The organism is Ancylobacter tetraedralis (assembly GCF_014195655.1).
In the GTDB taxonomy this organism is placed as follows: Bacteria; Pseudomonadota; Alphaproteobacteria; order Rhizobiales; family Xanthobacteraceae; genus Ancylobacter; species Ancylobacter tetraedralis.
The window spans coordinates 1-14,559 of record NZ_JACICD010000001.1 but is presented as its reverse complement, the minus strand read 5'-3'; the positions used below and the strand labels follow the sequence as shown (position 1 = coordinate 14,559).

The 14,559-nt window shown below is 64.9% G+C and carries 15 protein-coding genes; 13 read left to right on the top strand and 2 right to left on the bottom strand.

The window, feature by feature from the left end; all coding sequences use genetic code 11:
- Positions 1 to 255: 255 nt before the first annotated feature.
- Genes FHS55_RS00075 through FHS55_RS00065 form a run of 3 tightly spaced genes read left to right on the top strand, consistent with a single transcriptional unit; the run spans position 256 to position 3,178 of the window.
- On the top strand, positions 256 to 1,425 hold the full coding sequence (locus FHS55_RS00075; protein WP_183188558.1) for an ABC transporter ATP-binding protein: 1,170 nt from the start codon (positions 256 to 258) through the stop codon (positions 1,423 to 1,425).
- Positions 1,425 to 2,348, top strand: a complete 924-nt coding sequence (locus FHS55_RS00070) for a carbohydrate ABC transporter permease (protein WP_183187655.1) — start codon at positions 1,425 to 1,427, stop codon at positions 2,346 to 2,348. Before FHS55_RS00075 ends, FHS55_RS00070 begins: the two co-directional genes overlap by 1 nt.
- Positions 2,345 to 3,178, top strand: coding sequence for a carbohydrate ABC transporter permease (locus FHS55_RS00065; protein WP_183187654.1), 834 nt, complete (start codon positions 2,345 to 2,347; stop codon positions 3,176 to 3,178). The genes FHS55_RS00070 and FHS55_RS00065 overlap by 4 nt, the downstream gene beginning before the upstream one ends.
- 94 nt (positions 3,179 to 3,272) lie before the next feature.
- Here FHS55_RS00065 and FHS55_RS00060 read toward each other — a convergent pair whose 3' ends face one another.
- A complete protein-coding gene (locus FHS55_RS00060) occupies positions 3,273 to 3,692 on the bottom strand; it encodes a hypothetical protein (protein ID WP_183187653.1) in 420 nt (139 codons plus the stop codon).
- Positions 3,693 to 3,930: 238 nt separating this feature from the next.
- Between FHS55_RS00060 and FHS55_RS00055 the strand changes: the two genes are divergently transcribed.
- The 10 genes from FHS55_RS00055 (at position 3,931) to FHS55_RS00010 (ending at position 14,108) form a co-directional block, all read left to right on the top strand.
- Positions 3,931 to 5,301: an integrase family protein gene (locus FHS55_RS00055; RefSeq protein WP_183187652.1), complete on the top strand. Its 1,371-nt coding sequence runs from the start codon at positions 3,931 to 3,933 to the stop codon at positions 5,299 to 5,301.
- A 263-nt stretch (positions 5,302 to 5,564) separates the two neighbouring features.
- Positions 5,565 to 6,758, top strand: coding sequence for a DUF932 domain-containing protein (locus FHS55_RS00050; RefSeq protein ID WP_183187651.1), 1,194 nt, complete (start codon positions 5,565 to 5,567; stop codon positions 6,756 to 6,758).
- A gap of 174 nt (positions 6,759 to 6,932) precedes the next feature.
- The gene (locus FHS55_RS00045) at positions 6,933 to 8,996 is read left to right on the top strand and encodes a ParB/RepB/Spo0J family partition protein (protein WP_183187650.1); all 2,064 of its coding nucleotides are present in this window, start codon (positions 6,933 to 6,935) and stop codon (positions 8,994 to 8,996) included.
- A 69-nt stretch (positions 8,997 to 9,065) separates the two neighbouring features.
- Positions 9,066 to 10,100: a DUF7146 domain-containing protein gene (locus FHS55_RS00040; RefSeq protein ID WP_183187649.1), complete on the top strand. Its 1,035-nt coding sequence runs from the start codon at positions 9,066 to 9,068 to the stop codon at positions 10,098 to 10,100.
- 352 nt (positions 10,101 to 10,452) lie between these two features.
- Positions 10,453 to 11,379, top strand: coding sequence for a DUF2493 domain-containing protein (locus FHS55_RS00035; protein WP_183187648.1), 927 nt, complete (start codon positions 10,453 to 10,455; stop codon positions 11,377 to 11,379).
- A gap of 85 nt (positions 11,380 to 11,464) precedes the next feature.
- The gene (locus tag FHS55_RS00030; RefSeq protein ID WP_149574227.1) at positions 11,465 to 11,719 is read left to right on the top strand and encodes a FitA-like ribbon-helix-helix domain-containing protein; all 255 of its coding nucleotides are present in this window, start codon (positions 11,465 to 11,467) and stop codon (positions 11,717 to 11,719) included.
- Entirely contained in the window at positions 11,716 to 12,138 is a 423-nt protein-coding gene (locus FHS55_RS00025) for a type II toxin-antitoxin system VapC family toxin (RefSeq protein ID WP_183187647.1), read from the top strand. Before FHS55_RS00030 ends, FHS55_RS00025 begins: the two co-directional genes overlap by 4 nt.
- A gap of 281 nt (positions 12,139 to 12,419) precedes the next feature.
- Positions 12,420 to 12,587 (top strand): hypothetical protein, encoded by a 168-nt coding sequence (locus tag FHS55_RS00020; protein WP_183187646.1) that lies wholly within the window; start codon positions 12,420 to 12,422, stop codon positions 12,585 to 12,587.
- 128 nt (positions 12,588 to 12,715) lie between these two features.
- Positions 12,716 to 13,153: a hypothetical protein gene (locus FHS55_RS00015; protein ID WP_183187645.1), complete on the top strand. Its 438-nt coding sequence runs from the start codon at positions 12,716 to 12,718 to the stop codon at positions 13,151 to 13,153.
- 628 nt (positions 13,154 to 13,781) lie between these two features.
- Entirely contained in the window at positions 13,782 to 14,108 is a 327-nt protein-coding gene (locus tag FHS55_RS00010) for a DUF736 domain-containing protein (RefSeq protein ID WP_183187644.1), read from the top strand.
- A 54-nt stretch (positions 14,109 to 14,162) separates the two neighbouring features.
- On the opposite strand, the gene FHS55_RS00005 is transcribed toward FHS55_RS00010, so the two are convergent.
- Positions 14,163 to 14,381: a helix-turn-helix domain-containing protein gene (locus FHS55_RS00005; RefSeq protein ID WP_013167646.1), complete on the bottom strand. Its 219-nt coding sequence runs from the start codon at positions 14,379 to 14,381 to the stop codon at positions 14,163 to 14,165.
- Between the last annotated feature and the right edge of the window lie 178 nt (positions 14,382 to 14,559).

The window sequence follows — 14,559 nt, the reverse complement described above, 5'->3', positions numbered from 1 at the left end:
CGAAACGACTATGGCTCCCACCCCTATGGATGGGCCGCCAATGATTGGGAAGCCGGGCGCGCGCGATGCGGCATGGAAACACAGACAACCGCGGCGGTTGTCGGTCGGTAATCGCGAAACTGTCACATGACCAGCGGCAATCTCGGCCTAGCTCTCGGGCAGACCAATACGGATCGGCCGAAAGGTTCGGTCAAGCAAGGATCGAGATATGCGCAGAACTACTCGCTCGCGCGCCGGCGCGATGGATCCGCTGGCATGACCGCCGGGCTGACTTTCAACGGCATCAACAAGAGCTTCGGCGGCGCGCATGTGCTGCGCCAGGTGTCGCTCGACGTCGCGAGCGGCGAGTTCCTGAGTCTGCTCGGCCCGTCCGGGTGCGGCAAGTCCACGCTGCTGCGCATCATCGCCGGCCTCGAACGGCAGGACGCCGGCACCGTCGCCATCGGCGGGCGCCGCGTCGATGACCTGCGTCCCAAGCAGCGCGACATCGCCATGGTGTTCCAGTCCTACGCGCTCTACCCGCATATGAGCGTCGCAGACAATATCGCCCTGCCGCTCCGGATGCGGCGCCTCTCGGGCATGCAGCGCCTGCCGCTGGTCGGTGGCCTGCTGCCGGGCTCGCGCACGACCCAGGCCGGCATCGCGAAGGAGGTGACCCGCACCGCCCGCGCGCTCGGCATCGAGTCGCTGCTTGCCCGCAAGCCCGGCCAATTGTCGGGCGGCCAGCGCCAGCGTGTCGCGGTCGGCCGGGCGATGGTGCGCAACCCGGCGATCTTCCTGATGGACGAGCCGCTGTCCAATCTCGACGCCAAGCTGCGGGTGCAGATGCGCGCCGAAATCAAGGAACTTCATCGCCGACTCGGCGTCACCTTCATCTATGTGACGCATGACCAGACCGAAGCGATGACCATGTCGGACCGGGTCGCGGTGATGGCCGAGGGCGAGATCTTGCAGGTCGATGCGCCGCAAGTGATCTATGCCGATCCGGCGAACCGCAAGGTCGCCGAATTCGTCGGCTCGCCGAAGATCAACATGCTGCCGGCGCGGTTCGGTGCCGACCTGACCCATGCCGCCGGGACCACGTTCGACGTCCGAGCGCGGGAGCTGGCGGGAACCGCCGGCACGCTCGGCATCCGCCCGGAAGCGCTGCATCTGGCGGAAGCGCCCGGGACCGGCATTTTCACCGGCCGTGTCCGGCTGCTGGAACATATGGGCTCGGACCTGTTCGTCCATCTCGATCTGCCGCACGACGGCGAAGGCGGAACGCTGATCGCCCGGCTGCTCGCCGAGCGGGCGCCGCAGATCGCCTTCGGACAGACGCTGCATCTGGGCGTGCGGACGGGCCGGATACTGGTCTTCGCCGCCGACGGCCGGCGCGTGCAGCCCGATCCGGCGCCAGCCGCCGTGCTCCGGAGCTATGCCTGATGCGCGCCGTTGTGGACATACCCGAGGCCACGCGCCCCGTGCGGCAGCGGCCCGACACCGAGCCGATCGCCGCGTGCCTGCTCGCCGCCCCGGCATTCGCGCTGATCCTCCTGCTGTTCATCCTGCCGACGCTGGCGGTATTTGTCATCGCCACCACCGACTGGCAGTTCGGTGCCCGCTCGCTGTCCTTCGTCGGCCTGCGCAATTTTGCCGAGCTTCTGGCCGATTCGACCTTCCGCATCTCCTTCGCCAATACCTGCCTCTACGTGCTGGTGGTGGTGCCGGCGACGACGGCGATCGGCCTCGCCGTGGCGCTGCTCATCGAATCCGGGCAAAGCCTGCGGGCATTCTATCGGGCCGTGCATTTCCTGCCCTTCATGGCAACGCTGGCGGCGATGGCGGTGGCCTGGGAGGCGCTGCTGCATCCCACTATCGGTCTTGCCAACCAGACGCTTACCGCCCTCGGCCTGCCGACCGCCAATTGGCTGCGCGACGAGCGCACCGTGCTGCCGGTGCTGGGGCTGATCGGCATCTGGCAGAATCTCGGCTTTGCGATGGTGCTTTTTCTCGCCGGGCTGAAGAGCATTCCTTCAGAGCTCTACGATGCCAGCGAAATCGACGGCGCCGACGGCACTTTCGACCGTCTGCGCATCGTCACGCTGCCGATGCTGGGACCGGTGACGATGTTCGTCGTCATCGTCGTCGCGCTGCGCGCCTTCCAGACCTTCGACACGGTGAAGATCCTCACCCAGGGCGGCCCGGCCAAGGCCTCGGAAATGCTGCTCTATACGCTTTATGTCGAGAGCTTTGAATTCCTGCGCACCGGCTATGGCGCGGCCGTCACCGTGGTCTTCCTCGCCATCGTGGTCGGGCTGACGCTGCTGCAGGCGCGCGTCATGGACAAGCGGGTACACTACCAATGAGCCTTCGACGTCTCGGCCCCGTCGCCGCCCTCGCCCGTCACGCCGTCCTGCTGGCCAGCGGTGCGCTCATGCTGATTCCGTTCGTGTGGATGGTGAGCCTGTCGCTCAAGCCGCCGGGCGAGATTTTCCGCGCTGGCTTCTCGTTGCTGCCCGAACAATGGTACGCGGTGGAGAATTACAGCCGGGCGCTGACCGCTTCGCCACTGCCGCGCTACATGCTCAACGGCGTTCTGGTATGCGGCGCGATCCTGTCCTTGCAGATCGCCATCTGCGCCCCAGCGGCCTATGCGCTAGCCAAACTGCGCTTTTTCGGCCGCGAGGGGCTTTTCACGCTGGTGCTGATCGGGCTGCTGATCCCGCATGAGGTATTGGCGCTGCCGCTGTTCATCCTCGCCTACAAGCTCGGCCTGCTCGATACCTATGCGGCGCTGATCATGCCCTTCGCGGTATCGCCCTTTGGCATCTTCCTGTTCCGCCAGTTCTTCAAGTCGATCCCAGACGACATCGTCCACGCGGCACGGCTCGACGGCCTCTCCGAATTGGCCATCGTCTGGCGCGTCATGCTGCCCATGGCGATGCCGGCGGTGATCGCGTTCTCGATCTTCTCCATTGTCAGTCACTGGAACGACCTGTTCTGGCCGCTCATCGCCGTGCGGTCTGAGCAGTTGATGCCGCCGCCGCTGGGCATCATGGCGTTCAAGAACGAGGAGGCCGGCTCGGATTACGGCCCGCTGATGGCCTGCGCCACGCTTGTCGTCGCGCCGTTGGTCGTCGCCTTCCTCGCCGCCCAGCGCTGGTTTGTCGAGGGGCTCGGTGGTGGGGTGAAATAGCTGTCGGTCGCTCTTGGGGAGGGCTCCGATCTGACGTGCTCCTGAGTTTTTTCGCCGCTCACAACGGGAATTTTGGGCTTCAGCTCCGAACCGCTCATTCGTTCTGCAAACATCGAAAGCCGCAGCCGGCAAGGGCCGTTCCGGCGGCATGTATCGCGACTACGCCTGCTCGACGACGGCACGCATGGGCAAAACCGGGTGCAAGGGTCTTGCCGTCCGTATGGACCGGCTTGATCGCACCGTCATCGATCATCTGGAGCGGCGCATCCTCGATCCCGAACGCCTGTCCGTCCCTCTGGAACAGCTTCCCGATCGGCGCGAAGAATGGGTCGAGCGGCGGCGCAGCGACATCGCCGAGCTCATAAGCGGGCGACGAAGGCCACCTGCGAGCGCTTGCGCAACGCGTCGAGGTGGTGAGCAAATCGGAGATACGGCTGATGGGTAACAAATCGCCCCTGCCGCGCCCGCTGGATCCCGCATCCAGCGTAGGAGCGGCGGCGAGCGGCGTTCGCATTTCTGTACTGAAATGGCGCGCCCGAAGAGATTCGAACTCCTGACCCCCAGATTCGTAGTTCAGGAACGGCGACTTTCTGTCGTAGCCGGCAGCCCTACAAACTTTTTTAGTTTGCCATCAACATATTGATTATAATATAATAATCGCACCCCATCGTGCAATGGCGAAAAGAGCACTCTAAACACTTCCGTTTGCCAAAACCGTTTCAAAAACCGTTTCAAAAGATGGCATCTACGCTATGGCAGACATGCGTTTCCAGCTGAGCGACAAGGTCATTGAACGCCTCATTTCACCCGAAAGGGGGCGCTACATCGTCCGCGATACCGAATTGAAGGGCTTCTTTCTTGTGGTGGGCCCGCGCAAGAAGACCTTCACCGTTCAGGGAGACCTTAGAGAGGAGGGCAAACGGGCATCCACAGTCCGCGTCGCAATTGGCGATACGTCGGAGATGTCGACGCGGGCCGCGCGATCGGTGGCAAAGGAATATCTGGCACAGATCAGCCGGGGCCAGCATCCCAAAGCCGGGGAGAAGACGACGAAAGCAACGTCGGCTGCCCATATTCCCGCATCAGAAGCCCCGAGATCTGTCGGCATTACACTTCGGCAGTCTTGGGAGCGCTATAAAATTGCGATCACGCGCAAAGGGCGCAGCGATCGGACGATCGAAAGCTATCGAGATCATATCGAACGCATCTTCGCCGAATGGCTCGATGTGCCGCTGATCGACCTCGGCAACAACCCGGCAAAGGTGGCTGCAAAGCACGATGCGATCACCACGGCAAATGGCCCCTACATCGCCAATGGCTGCATGCGGACGCTGCGCGCGGTCTATAATCACGCACGCAAGACCAACCGGGAGCTTCCTGCCGACAATCCCGTCGGCAGTATCGATTGGAATGGCGAGAAGCGCCGCAACACGGGGATGGGTCTGGCTGACCTTAAGGCTTGGTTCATCGAACTGGCTGCCATCGACAATCCGATCCGGCGCGAATTTCACCTCTTCACGTTGCTGTCCGCGTGCCGGCCCGCGGCATTGAAGGAAGCCAAGCCGTCCCACATCGATTGGCGTCGGCGCGTACTGCATGTGCCAAAGCCCAAGGGAGGCGCTGATCGCGCCTTCGATATTCCGTTGTCTCGACAGATGATCAACTGCTTGATACGCGCGCTGCGCTTTGGCCAGTTGATGCACCCACGGCAAGCTACCAAGTGGATTTTCCCTGCGGACAGCGCAGACGGGCATATGGTCGAACAAAAAGAGGACCGAGGGACGCTCTCTAAATGGGGCAATGAACTACGCCAGACCTTTCGTAACGTGGCAACATCTGCCGGTGTTTCCGAGCTGGATGCCCGAATGCTCATGAATCACTCCATACCCGGAGTAAATGCTGGATACATCACTCGCCACAAACTACTTGAAGATCACCTTCGCCAACAGCAACAAGCGATCAGCTCCACAATTTTCGGCGTTCTCGGGGATACCATTGTCCAAGAAGCTATGGTAGCCGCCTGGCTCAGTGCCGGCGCGACTCGGCGTATTGTCGCTCTGGCAAAGGACGAGTTTTTGAGGCGAGAAGTTACTACCGATTGCCCCTTGCACCGAACGGGATGACACAAGGGCACTGTCCTCCGGACCCAGCGAATGGCCAGCTTGGCAGGCATGCCTCGGCGCCGATCAGTCGAGCTCAACAGGCGAGTTGTTCAGAAAGCTGCAGGGGGAGCTTAAGCGTGAAATCGGCTTCGTGACCTGACGGTCAACTAGGCCACACTGGCAAACAACCTAAACTCGGCAGAGTGAGAGTACAGACCGGATTTCCGTGACGGGTTGAGGGCCGGGAGAGAGGCTTCCGGCGCCCGTCATGGAGCTTGATCGCCATGAACATGCAGGTTCTGGATGCCGGTCGCGACGCCGGTGGCGGCTACAAGGTGGATGTCACGCGCGGCGAGCGGGTCGGCCGCGTGTCTTCGGAGTGGTTCTCCCGGCCGGATGATGAGCGGTTCCTGTCGCTCGGCGAACTGGCCGCGATGGTGCGGGGGCGTGCCGATCACAGTCGGTCGCGCCTGGTGGAGACGTCGCGCATCCATGTGGAGGCGAGCCGCTCCAATGCCGAGCGGTTGGCGCTGGTCATTCCCGGGGCGGATGCCCCCGTCGAACCGAACCATTGGTCCTTCGGCCAGCTCGCGGTCCAGATCGGGGCCCCGGCCGCCTATCTGCGCCAGCTTCCAGCCGCGCTGGCCGGCATCAATCTCCAATATGGCCTGACCGCGCACCGCGCCGAGCAGATCAAGACCTATGAGACCGCCAATGGCCGCGTCGAGCTGCGCGCGGTGACCGGCCCGGACTATGGCCGGATCTATGATCACGAACTGGTGGAAGCGGTGCAGCGCATCGCCGGCAACGGCACCGGCGACACGCGCTGGAAGGTGCCGGGCGTGCTCGACTGGTCCACAGGCATCTACAATCCGCGTGTCGACATCACCAAGGATACGACGACGCTCTACGCCTCCGACCGCGACGTGTTCCTGTTCCTGGTCGACGATCTGAACCCGATCGAGGCAGGGCGTCTGCCCGACGGCTCGCCGGACCTCTATTTCCGGGGCTTCTATTGCTGGAACTCGGAGGTGGGGGCCAAGACGCTCGGCATTGCGAGTTTCTATCTGCGTGCCGTGTGCCAGAACCGCAATCTCTGGGGCGTCGAGGACTTCCAGGAGATCACCATCCGCCACTCCAAGTACGCGGCCTCCCGTTTCGCCCACGAAGCAGCGCCGGCCCTGACCCGCTTTGCCAATTCCTCTCCCATGCCCTTCGTCAACGGCATCAAGGCGGCGCGGGAGAAGATCGTCGCGCGCACCGACGAGGACCGCAGCGACTTCCTGCGCAACCGGGGCTTCTCGAAGGTCGAGACCGCCAGGATCATCGATACGGTGCTGGCCGAGGAAGGGCGCAAGCCCGAGAGCATCTTCGACTTCGTGCAGGGCATCACGGCGGTCGCACGCGACAAGCCCCACCAGGATGCAAGGCTCGACCTCGAGGGCCGGGCCAAGAAGCTGCTCGATCGGGCTGCCTGATTTCCCCAAAGCCGGAGATGCGGAGATCCGTGTCTCCGGCTTTGCGGTTTTCCGTTTGTGCGGATCTGCGGTTCTGCGGCGCTGCCCTTCAGAGTGAGAGGGCGGCGCTGCGCTGCGTGACGGGTAGGAGGTCGAGAGAGAGGCTCCCGGCCGCCCGTCGCGGAGGTGCCTTCCATGGCGACCAATGTTCAGAAGATCACGCTCTCGCCCTCGCGTGACATCCCCTTCAACAAACTCCTGCTCAGCCAGTCGAACGTCCGGCGCATCAAGGCTGGGGTCTCGGTCGAGGAATTGGCCGAGGACATCGCCCGCCGTGGCCTGCTGCAGGGCCTCAGCGTTCGGCCCGTCGTCGATGGCGCCGGCGTCGAGACCGGCATGTTCGAGATCCCGGCCGGCGGGCGACGCTATCGGGCGCTGGAGCTGCTTGTGAAGCAGAAGCGCCTCGCCAGGACCGCGCCCGTGCCCTGTGTCATCCGGGAGGGCGGCATCGCCGAGGAGGATTCGCTCGCCGAGAATGTGCAGCGCGCGCCCTTACACCCGCTCGACCAGTTCCGCGCCTTTCTGGCGCTCCGCGAGAAGGGCCAGTCGGAGGAAGAGATCGCCGCCGCCTTCTTCGTCTCCGTCGGCGTGGTCAAGCAGCGCCTCAAGCTCGCCTCGGTCTCGCCGGTGCTGCTGGAGGTCTATGCCGAGGACGGCATGACGCTCGACCAGCTCATGGCCTTCACCGTCTCCGGCGACCATGCGCGCCAGGAGCAGGTCTTCGAGCGGCTGAAGACTTCCTATGACAAGCAGCCCTATGCCATCCGCCGCATGCTGACCGAGGGTGCTGTCCGCGCGTGCGACAAGCGCGCCCAGTTCATCGGCCTCGAGGCCTATGTCGAGGCCGGCGGCACCATCCTGCGCGACCTGTTCCAGGGTGACGACGGCGGCTGGCTGCAGGATGTCGCGCTGGTCGACCGGCTGGTGGCCGAGAAGCTCAAGGCCGAGGCGGACGCTGTCACCACTGAGGGGTGGAAGTGGGTCGAGATGGCCCCCGACTTCGCCTATGGCCACACCTACGGCCTGCGCCAGTTGCGCGGCGAGACCATCCCGCTCACCACTGAGGAGGAAGCCAGCCGCGATGCCATCCAGGCGGAATATGATCGCCTGTCGGAGACCTATGCCGAGGCGGACGAGTTGCCGGACGAGGTCGACGCGCGGCTCGGCGAGATCGAGGCGGCGATCGAGGCCTTCGAGGCGCGTCCGATCACCTTCGATCCGCTGGATGTGGCGCACGCCGGCGCCTTCGTCAGCATCGCCCATGATGGCGCATTGCGCATTGAGCGCGGCTATGTCCGAACTGAGGACGAACGGCCGGTGGAGCCCGAAGTCGCCACCGAAAACGCCGAGCCGCACCTTGTCGCAGCTGCGGCTATGCGTACCGGCGAGGCCGTCATGGCGGATGCGCCGACGCCCGAGCCCGAAGAGGACGAAGGGCTGTCGGCGCTCTCGGACCGGCTGATGACAGAGCTGACCTCGCACCGCACGCTCGGCCTGCGCCAGGCGCTGGGGGAACGGTCGGACGTCGCTTTCCTCGCCGCCCTGCATGCTCTGACGCTGAAGAGTTTCTACCGCTACGGCTCGGATAGCTGCCTCGAACTCGACCTGAAGAGCGTGGCGTTCAGCGCGCAGGCGCCGGGGCTGAACGACAGCGCCTCGGCCGCCGCGATCCACGCCCGGCATGAGGGCTGGGCGAAGGTCCTGCCGAAGGACTCGGCCGATCTGTGGGATGCGCTGCAGGATTGGGACAGCGATAGCCGCTCCGGCCTTTTCGCCCATGTGGTGAGCCTGTCGGTGAACGCCGTTCATGAGGCCTGGAACCGGCGCCCCCGCGCGTTCAACCATGCCGACCAGCTCGCCCGCGCCGTTTACCTCGACATGGCGGGTGCCGGTTGGAAGCCGACCGTGGACAATTTTCTCGGCCGGGTGACTAAGGCCCGCATTCTGCAGGCGGTGAGCGAGGCAAAGGGCGCGCGTGCGGCTGAGCGCATCGCGCACCTGAAGAAGGGTGACATGGCCCGCGAAGCCGAAGCGCTGCTCACTGAGACCGGCTGGCTCCCGGAACCGCTACGCGGAGCCGAAACGGCGGCCGGCGAAGAAACGGCGGCGCAGGACGGCACAACGGCCATGGGCGAAGACGAGGCTCTTGAGGATACTGAGGACACCACGGACATCCCCCCTGCCGTGGCGGCTGAGTAACCTTCAACACGATCCTGAACCTCGGCCCGCCGGCACTGTCGGCGGGCCTTTGTTTTTGAAAAGCTCGCCATGTCCGGGATTGCTCACGATCTGTCGCGCCGGCTCGCCGATCGGGCGGAGGCGGTCTGCCGCTACTATCTCTTCAATGGGCACCGGGAGGGCCGCTACTGGCTCGTCGGCGATATCCGCAACACGCCCGGCCGCTCGCTCTTTGTCCGGCTCCAGGCATCCGCGAAGGGGCCGGCTGGTAAATGGACCGATGCCGCCACCGGCGAACATGGCGATCTTCTCGACGTTATCCGCGGATCGCTGGGCCTCCTCGACTTCGCAGACGCGGCAGCGGAAGCGCGGACCTTCCTAAACCTGCCGCATCCCGAACTGGAGCCTGCACAACCACGTCGCCGTGTCATGCTAGCTCCATCAGGGTCGATTGAAGCGGCACGCCGACTGTTCGCCATGTCGGGGCCCATCGCCGGGACCATCGCGGAGACGTATTTGCGCCGACGCGGCATTACGCTTCTGCACGGAACCGGAGATCTGCGCTTCCATCCGCACTGCTACTACAAGCCTGACGACGGCCCGACCGAAACCTGGCCCGCGATGATTGCCGCCGTCACCGATCTCACCGGCAGGATCACCGGCGTGCACCGCACCTGGCTTGCGCCCGACGGCTCGGATAAGGCTCCCGTCACTACACCGCGCAAGGCGATGGGTGATCTGCTTGGGTCTGCCGTCCGCACCGGTGTGCCCGACAGCGTGATGGCGGCGGGCGAAGGTATCGAGACCATGCTTTCTCTCCGGCAGGTCCTGCCCAACATGGCGATGGCGCCGGCGCTCTCGGCATCGCACCTGGCCGCCATCCTGCTCCCTCCGACTTTGCGGCGGCTCTACATCGTCCGCGACAAGGATCCGGCAGGAGACGGCGCACGGGATATGCTGCTGGAGCGGGCGAACGTCGAGGGGATCGATGCCATTCCATTGTCGCCAGCGCTCGGGGACTTCAACGAGGATCTCCAGCGGCTCGGTATAGATGCCCTCCGGACGGGTGTTCGGGGGCAATTCGCCCCGGAGGACGTGGCGCGCTTCCTGAGGCTGAACCCATAGCCGGAACGGGCTGAGCCGCGAAACGTGGCCGCCATACCCGCAAGGATGCGTCAATAACGGCAAGAGGACCGCGCCTTGCGCCTTCGAGAGGGCGATCGGCCATCAGCCGGGCCGGATCGGCAATGGCTGCCGCCGACGATTTTCCGGCGGCGCAAGTCCACCCCACGCGGCAGGCCGCGCGGGGACCCCGAACCAACGCCTTTCCATCGCGAAGCAAAATCGCCGGCTTGTCGCCATCCTCCGCTGGCGCTTCGGCCCTCTCGCTTCGCTCCGGGTGCAGGTCCGTCCCGTCCGACGGCTTCGTCGCCATGAAGGCCGCCACGGCAAGCGGTCCAAACCGACGGAGCATCCCATGAGCGCGCATGACGATCACGAGCCGCACCACGTCTCATCCCCGACCGAGCACCTGATCCAGGAATTGCAGCTCCACGGCCATCGTCCGTCCGAGGACGAGCGTGATCAGCGCCCGCCACCGGAGGACCGCCGCATCGAAGGCGCCATCGCCGATATCTTCGATGCCCTCGTCGCCACGATCACCGACACCAGCCTCGATGCCGACCTCCCTGATCTCCTCTGGTCGACCGTCAACATGTTCCACCGCGCCGTTGACCGGATCGAGCAGAAGCTTGACGATAATGAGCAGGCCCAGAAGCAGCTTCAGCGCGAGCAGGATGGGTCCGAGGTGAAGTCCCTCGAGCTCGAGCGCCTGATCGACATCGGCATGAACCTGATCGGCCGGCGCAACGGCATGGAATCCTTCCGCGAGGTCGCCGCCGACCGGTATCGTATCGCCACCGGCTCTCCCTGGACGCCACGGGCCGGATCACGGGTCAACCATCGCCACCTCACCGCGACGCTGATCGACAGCCGGGATTTCCTCGCCGCCCGGCGGCGTGCCGATACCGAGGTGCTTGTGCCCGCCGGCCCGAAGATCGCCTTCTCGGGCGGCGACACCGCCGATCACAGGCAGATCTGGGCCAAGCTCGATCAGATCCACGCCAAGCACCCGGACATGGTGCTCCTGCATGGCGGCTCGCCCAAGGGCGCCGAAAAGATCGCGTCCCTCTGGGCCGACAGCCGCAAGGTGCCGCAGGTGGCCTTCAAACCTGACTGGACGAGGCACGCCAAGGCTGCGCCCTTCAAGCGCAACGATGAGATGTTGAACGTGGTGCCGATCGGCGTCGTGATCTTCCCCGGCACCGGCATTCAGGACAATCTCGCCGACAAGGCCCGCAAGATGGGCATTCCGGTCTATCGGTTCGGAACTGGCGGCGCATAAGCGCCGCCAAACCCACCATCTTGAAAATGATGGCGACTTCTCTATTTTGCTATCAACGCTATCAGATGTGCTGGGAGGCGCCATCATGCCCGCAGTGACGATCCGCAACCTCTCCGAGGCGACGCACCGTGCCCTCAAGGTGCGCGCGGCACAGCATGGCCGCAGCACCGAAGCGGAGATGCGCGACATCCTGGAGACCGCCGTTCGCCCTGACACGCGCCTGCGGCTCGGCACGGCGCTCGCGGAACGCAGCCGCCGCCTCGGCCTGACCAATGAGGACATCGACGCCCTCAGCCCGGCGCGCGACAGGATGCCCGCCGAGCCGATGAGCTTCGAATGATCCTTCTCGACACCAACGTCATCTCGGAGGCGATGAAGCCCGCCCCCGACGACACCGTTCGGGCGTGGCTCGACGAGCAGGCGGCCGAGACGCTCTATCTCTCCAGCGTCACCATCGCCGAACTGTTGTACGGCATAGGCGCGCTGCCCACTGGCAAGCGCAAAGACCGGCTGACCGAGGCCCTGGACGGGGTGATGGAGATGTTCGCCGACCGTGTCTTGCCTTTCGATATCGCTGCCGCACGACGCTATGCCGACCTCGCCGTGAAAGCGCGGGCGGCCGGGAAGGGCTTTCCGACGCCCGACGGCTATATCGCTGCAATCGCAGCCGCCCGGGGCTTCACTGTGGCCACGCGCGATACCAGCGCCTTCCATGCCGCCGGTGTGGCGGTCATCAATCCGTGGAACACGCCACGCTGACGGCTTACCACAGGCAGCACGTGTTGCACCTCGCAACCCGGCGGAAGCGACCTGCGCAGTAACCCGCCATCACGGTCTCCTGACCGGACGACCATCCCCGCTTCACGACGCTGATCCTTGGGTCCAGCCGATGGCCTGACGCCATCAACCCATGAAGGGTCGGACGACGCTGCGCGTGCCGCCGCTCCGGCTGCGCCTCACGCGGTGATTGCGGCCACCGGCCGGCCCTTTCGGGCGCCTGTCAGCGGGGGATGACCTCCGCTCGCGCAGGAGCCAAGTCGATGTCCGCCCAGATCGCTCACGCCTTCGCCTTCAGCCTCGCCACCACCCTGATGGCCACCGTCGTCATCTTCCGCGCCGGCGACGGCACGCTCTCCGTCGCCCCGGCTGCCGAATATGACGGCGACGAAGCCGCCATCGTCCGCGAAATCGACCCCTTCCCATCATGAGCAGGCGAACAGGCGGCTGTGAATGGTGGCCGGTCGCCTCCACACCGAGACTGCTGCCAACTCTGCCATCGTGCCGGTGTGACTGAGGTGGTGGAGGCGCATCGATCTGATTTTATGGAGCCGCCCCCATGATCTTCATCGGCATTCTTCTCAGCATGGCGACGATCGCATTCCTCTGCTGGCTGCTCTTCACGCTGGCTGTTTTCGCGTTGCCGCTGTTTGCGGGCATCACGGCGGGCACATGGGCCTATGACACCGGTGCCGGATGGCTCGGCGTTGTTGTCGGCCTTGCCGCCGCTGGCCTGACTTACGCCCTCGGCCAGTTCCTGTTCGCGATCGTTCGCCCGATCTGGGCGCGTCTGCTCATCGCTGCCGTGTTCGTCGTCCCGGCCGTGGCCGCAGGCTTCCACGCCACCCATGGCATCGTGAAGCACACCATGCCCTCCCAGCCGTGGCTGATGGTGTTTTCGATCCTCGGAGCCGGCGTGGTCGGCATCGTCGCCTTCGTGCGCATCACCGAAAGGAAGGCGTTCGGCCCTTCTGACGGGCACAGATCCCCTCCCTGACACCGCGATAGCCGCTCGGCGCACCAGACAAGCGAATGGCTTAGGGTCCGCGTCAACCGGTCGGGCCGGGAGGGAGCGGAGATCCGGCGCGCCGGCTTCGCCCTCCCATGCGGCAGGATTGGTGCGCGTGGAGGACGGCGGCCGCGTCGCAGTCGAAAGGCCCCCCAGGGCAGAGCATTCGCGACACTGGCGGGACGGCGAATGCGCAGCTTGGCCCTGCTCAGGGCATCGTCCGCCGGTGTGGACCGTTCAGGTCTCTATGACAGCGCGAGGGCCACTACCTCTCCGTTATCCGCCCGTGCCCGCTCCAAACGGCCTCTTCAATGGCCTGATCTGGCCGAAGGACGGCTTCACCTCGAGCGCCTATGCCACAACGGCTTGTCACGACTTTCTTCCCCTGCCGACGCCCACCCCGCGCGCTGCGCGGGGACCCCTGATCGCCGTCATTCCTCGCGCAGCAACAAAGTCGCGCCTGCGCCGTCCTCCGCTGCGCTGCGGTCGTACTCCTCACCCCATCGCGCCAGCGCGACGAGGACCCCGAGGCGATGTTGCGTCGCTCGCCTTCGGCCTTTCGATCGCCATCGAGGCCGCAATGGTGCGGGCTCAGAAGACAGGACGGAGACGGAACATGGCCACCATCGGCACTTTCAAGAAGACCGGCACCAACGAGTTCACCGGCGACATCGTCACCCTCGGCGTGCAGGCCCGGGGCGTGCGCATCGTCCCCGACACCCGCGCCACCGGCGAAAACGCCCCCAGCCACCGGGTCCTGGTCGGCCGCGCCGAGATCGGGGCCGCCTGGTCCAAGCGCTCCACCGAGGGCCGCGACTATCTCGGCCTCAAGCTCGACGATCCGAGCTTCAACGCCGCCATCTACGCCAACCTCTTCGATGACGAGGACGACGAGAACTTCTCCCTCATCTGGTCCCGCCCCAACGGACGCCGGAGCGACTAAGACCTCGCCCGGATTAGGGCCCCGGCCTCACCGGCCGGGGTAAGCCGGCGGACGTCACTTCTCGTCAGGCGGAAGGACGAGCTCGACATGGCTCACATCGAGAGCACGCGCCAGCTCGTAGAGCGTGATGATCGTCGGATTGCGCCGGCCCCGCTCGAGACCGCTCAGATATTGCTGGCTCAGACCTGAGCGTTCGGCAACCTGTTCCTGCGTCAGGTCCTTGGCCTGACGCAGGCGGGCGAAATTTCGTCCGACCAGCTTGCGCATATCCATGCGCAAACCGTTCGCAATTCTGTCGTGCCGAGTTTATCAACTATAATATGTAACGACATCTGGCCCGCATGAAACCCGACCCATGAACCGCGCCGGGTTTGTCGGAGGCTCCAACTCCTGAGAAGGTGGAGCCATGACGAGCAAGACGACGAACAAGTTTTCGCCTGAGGTGCGGGTC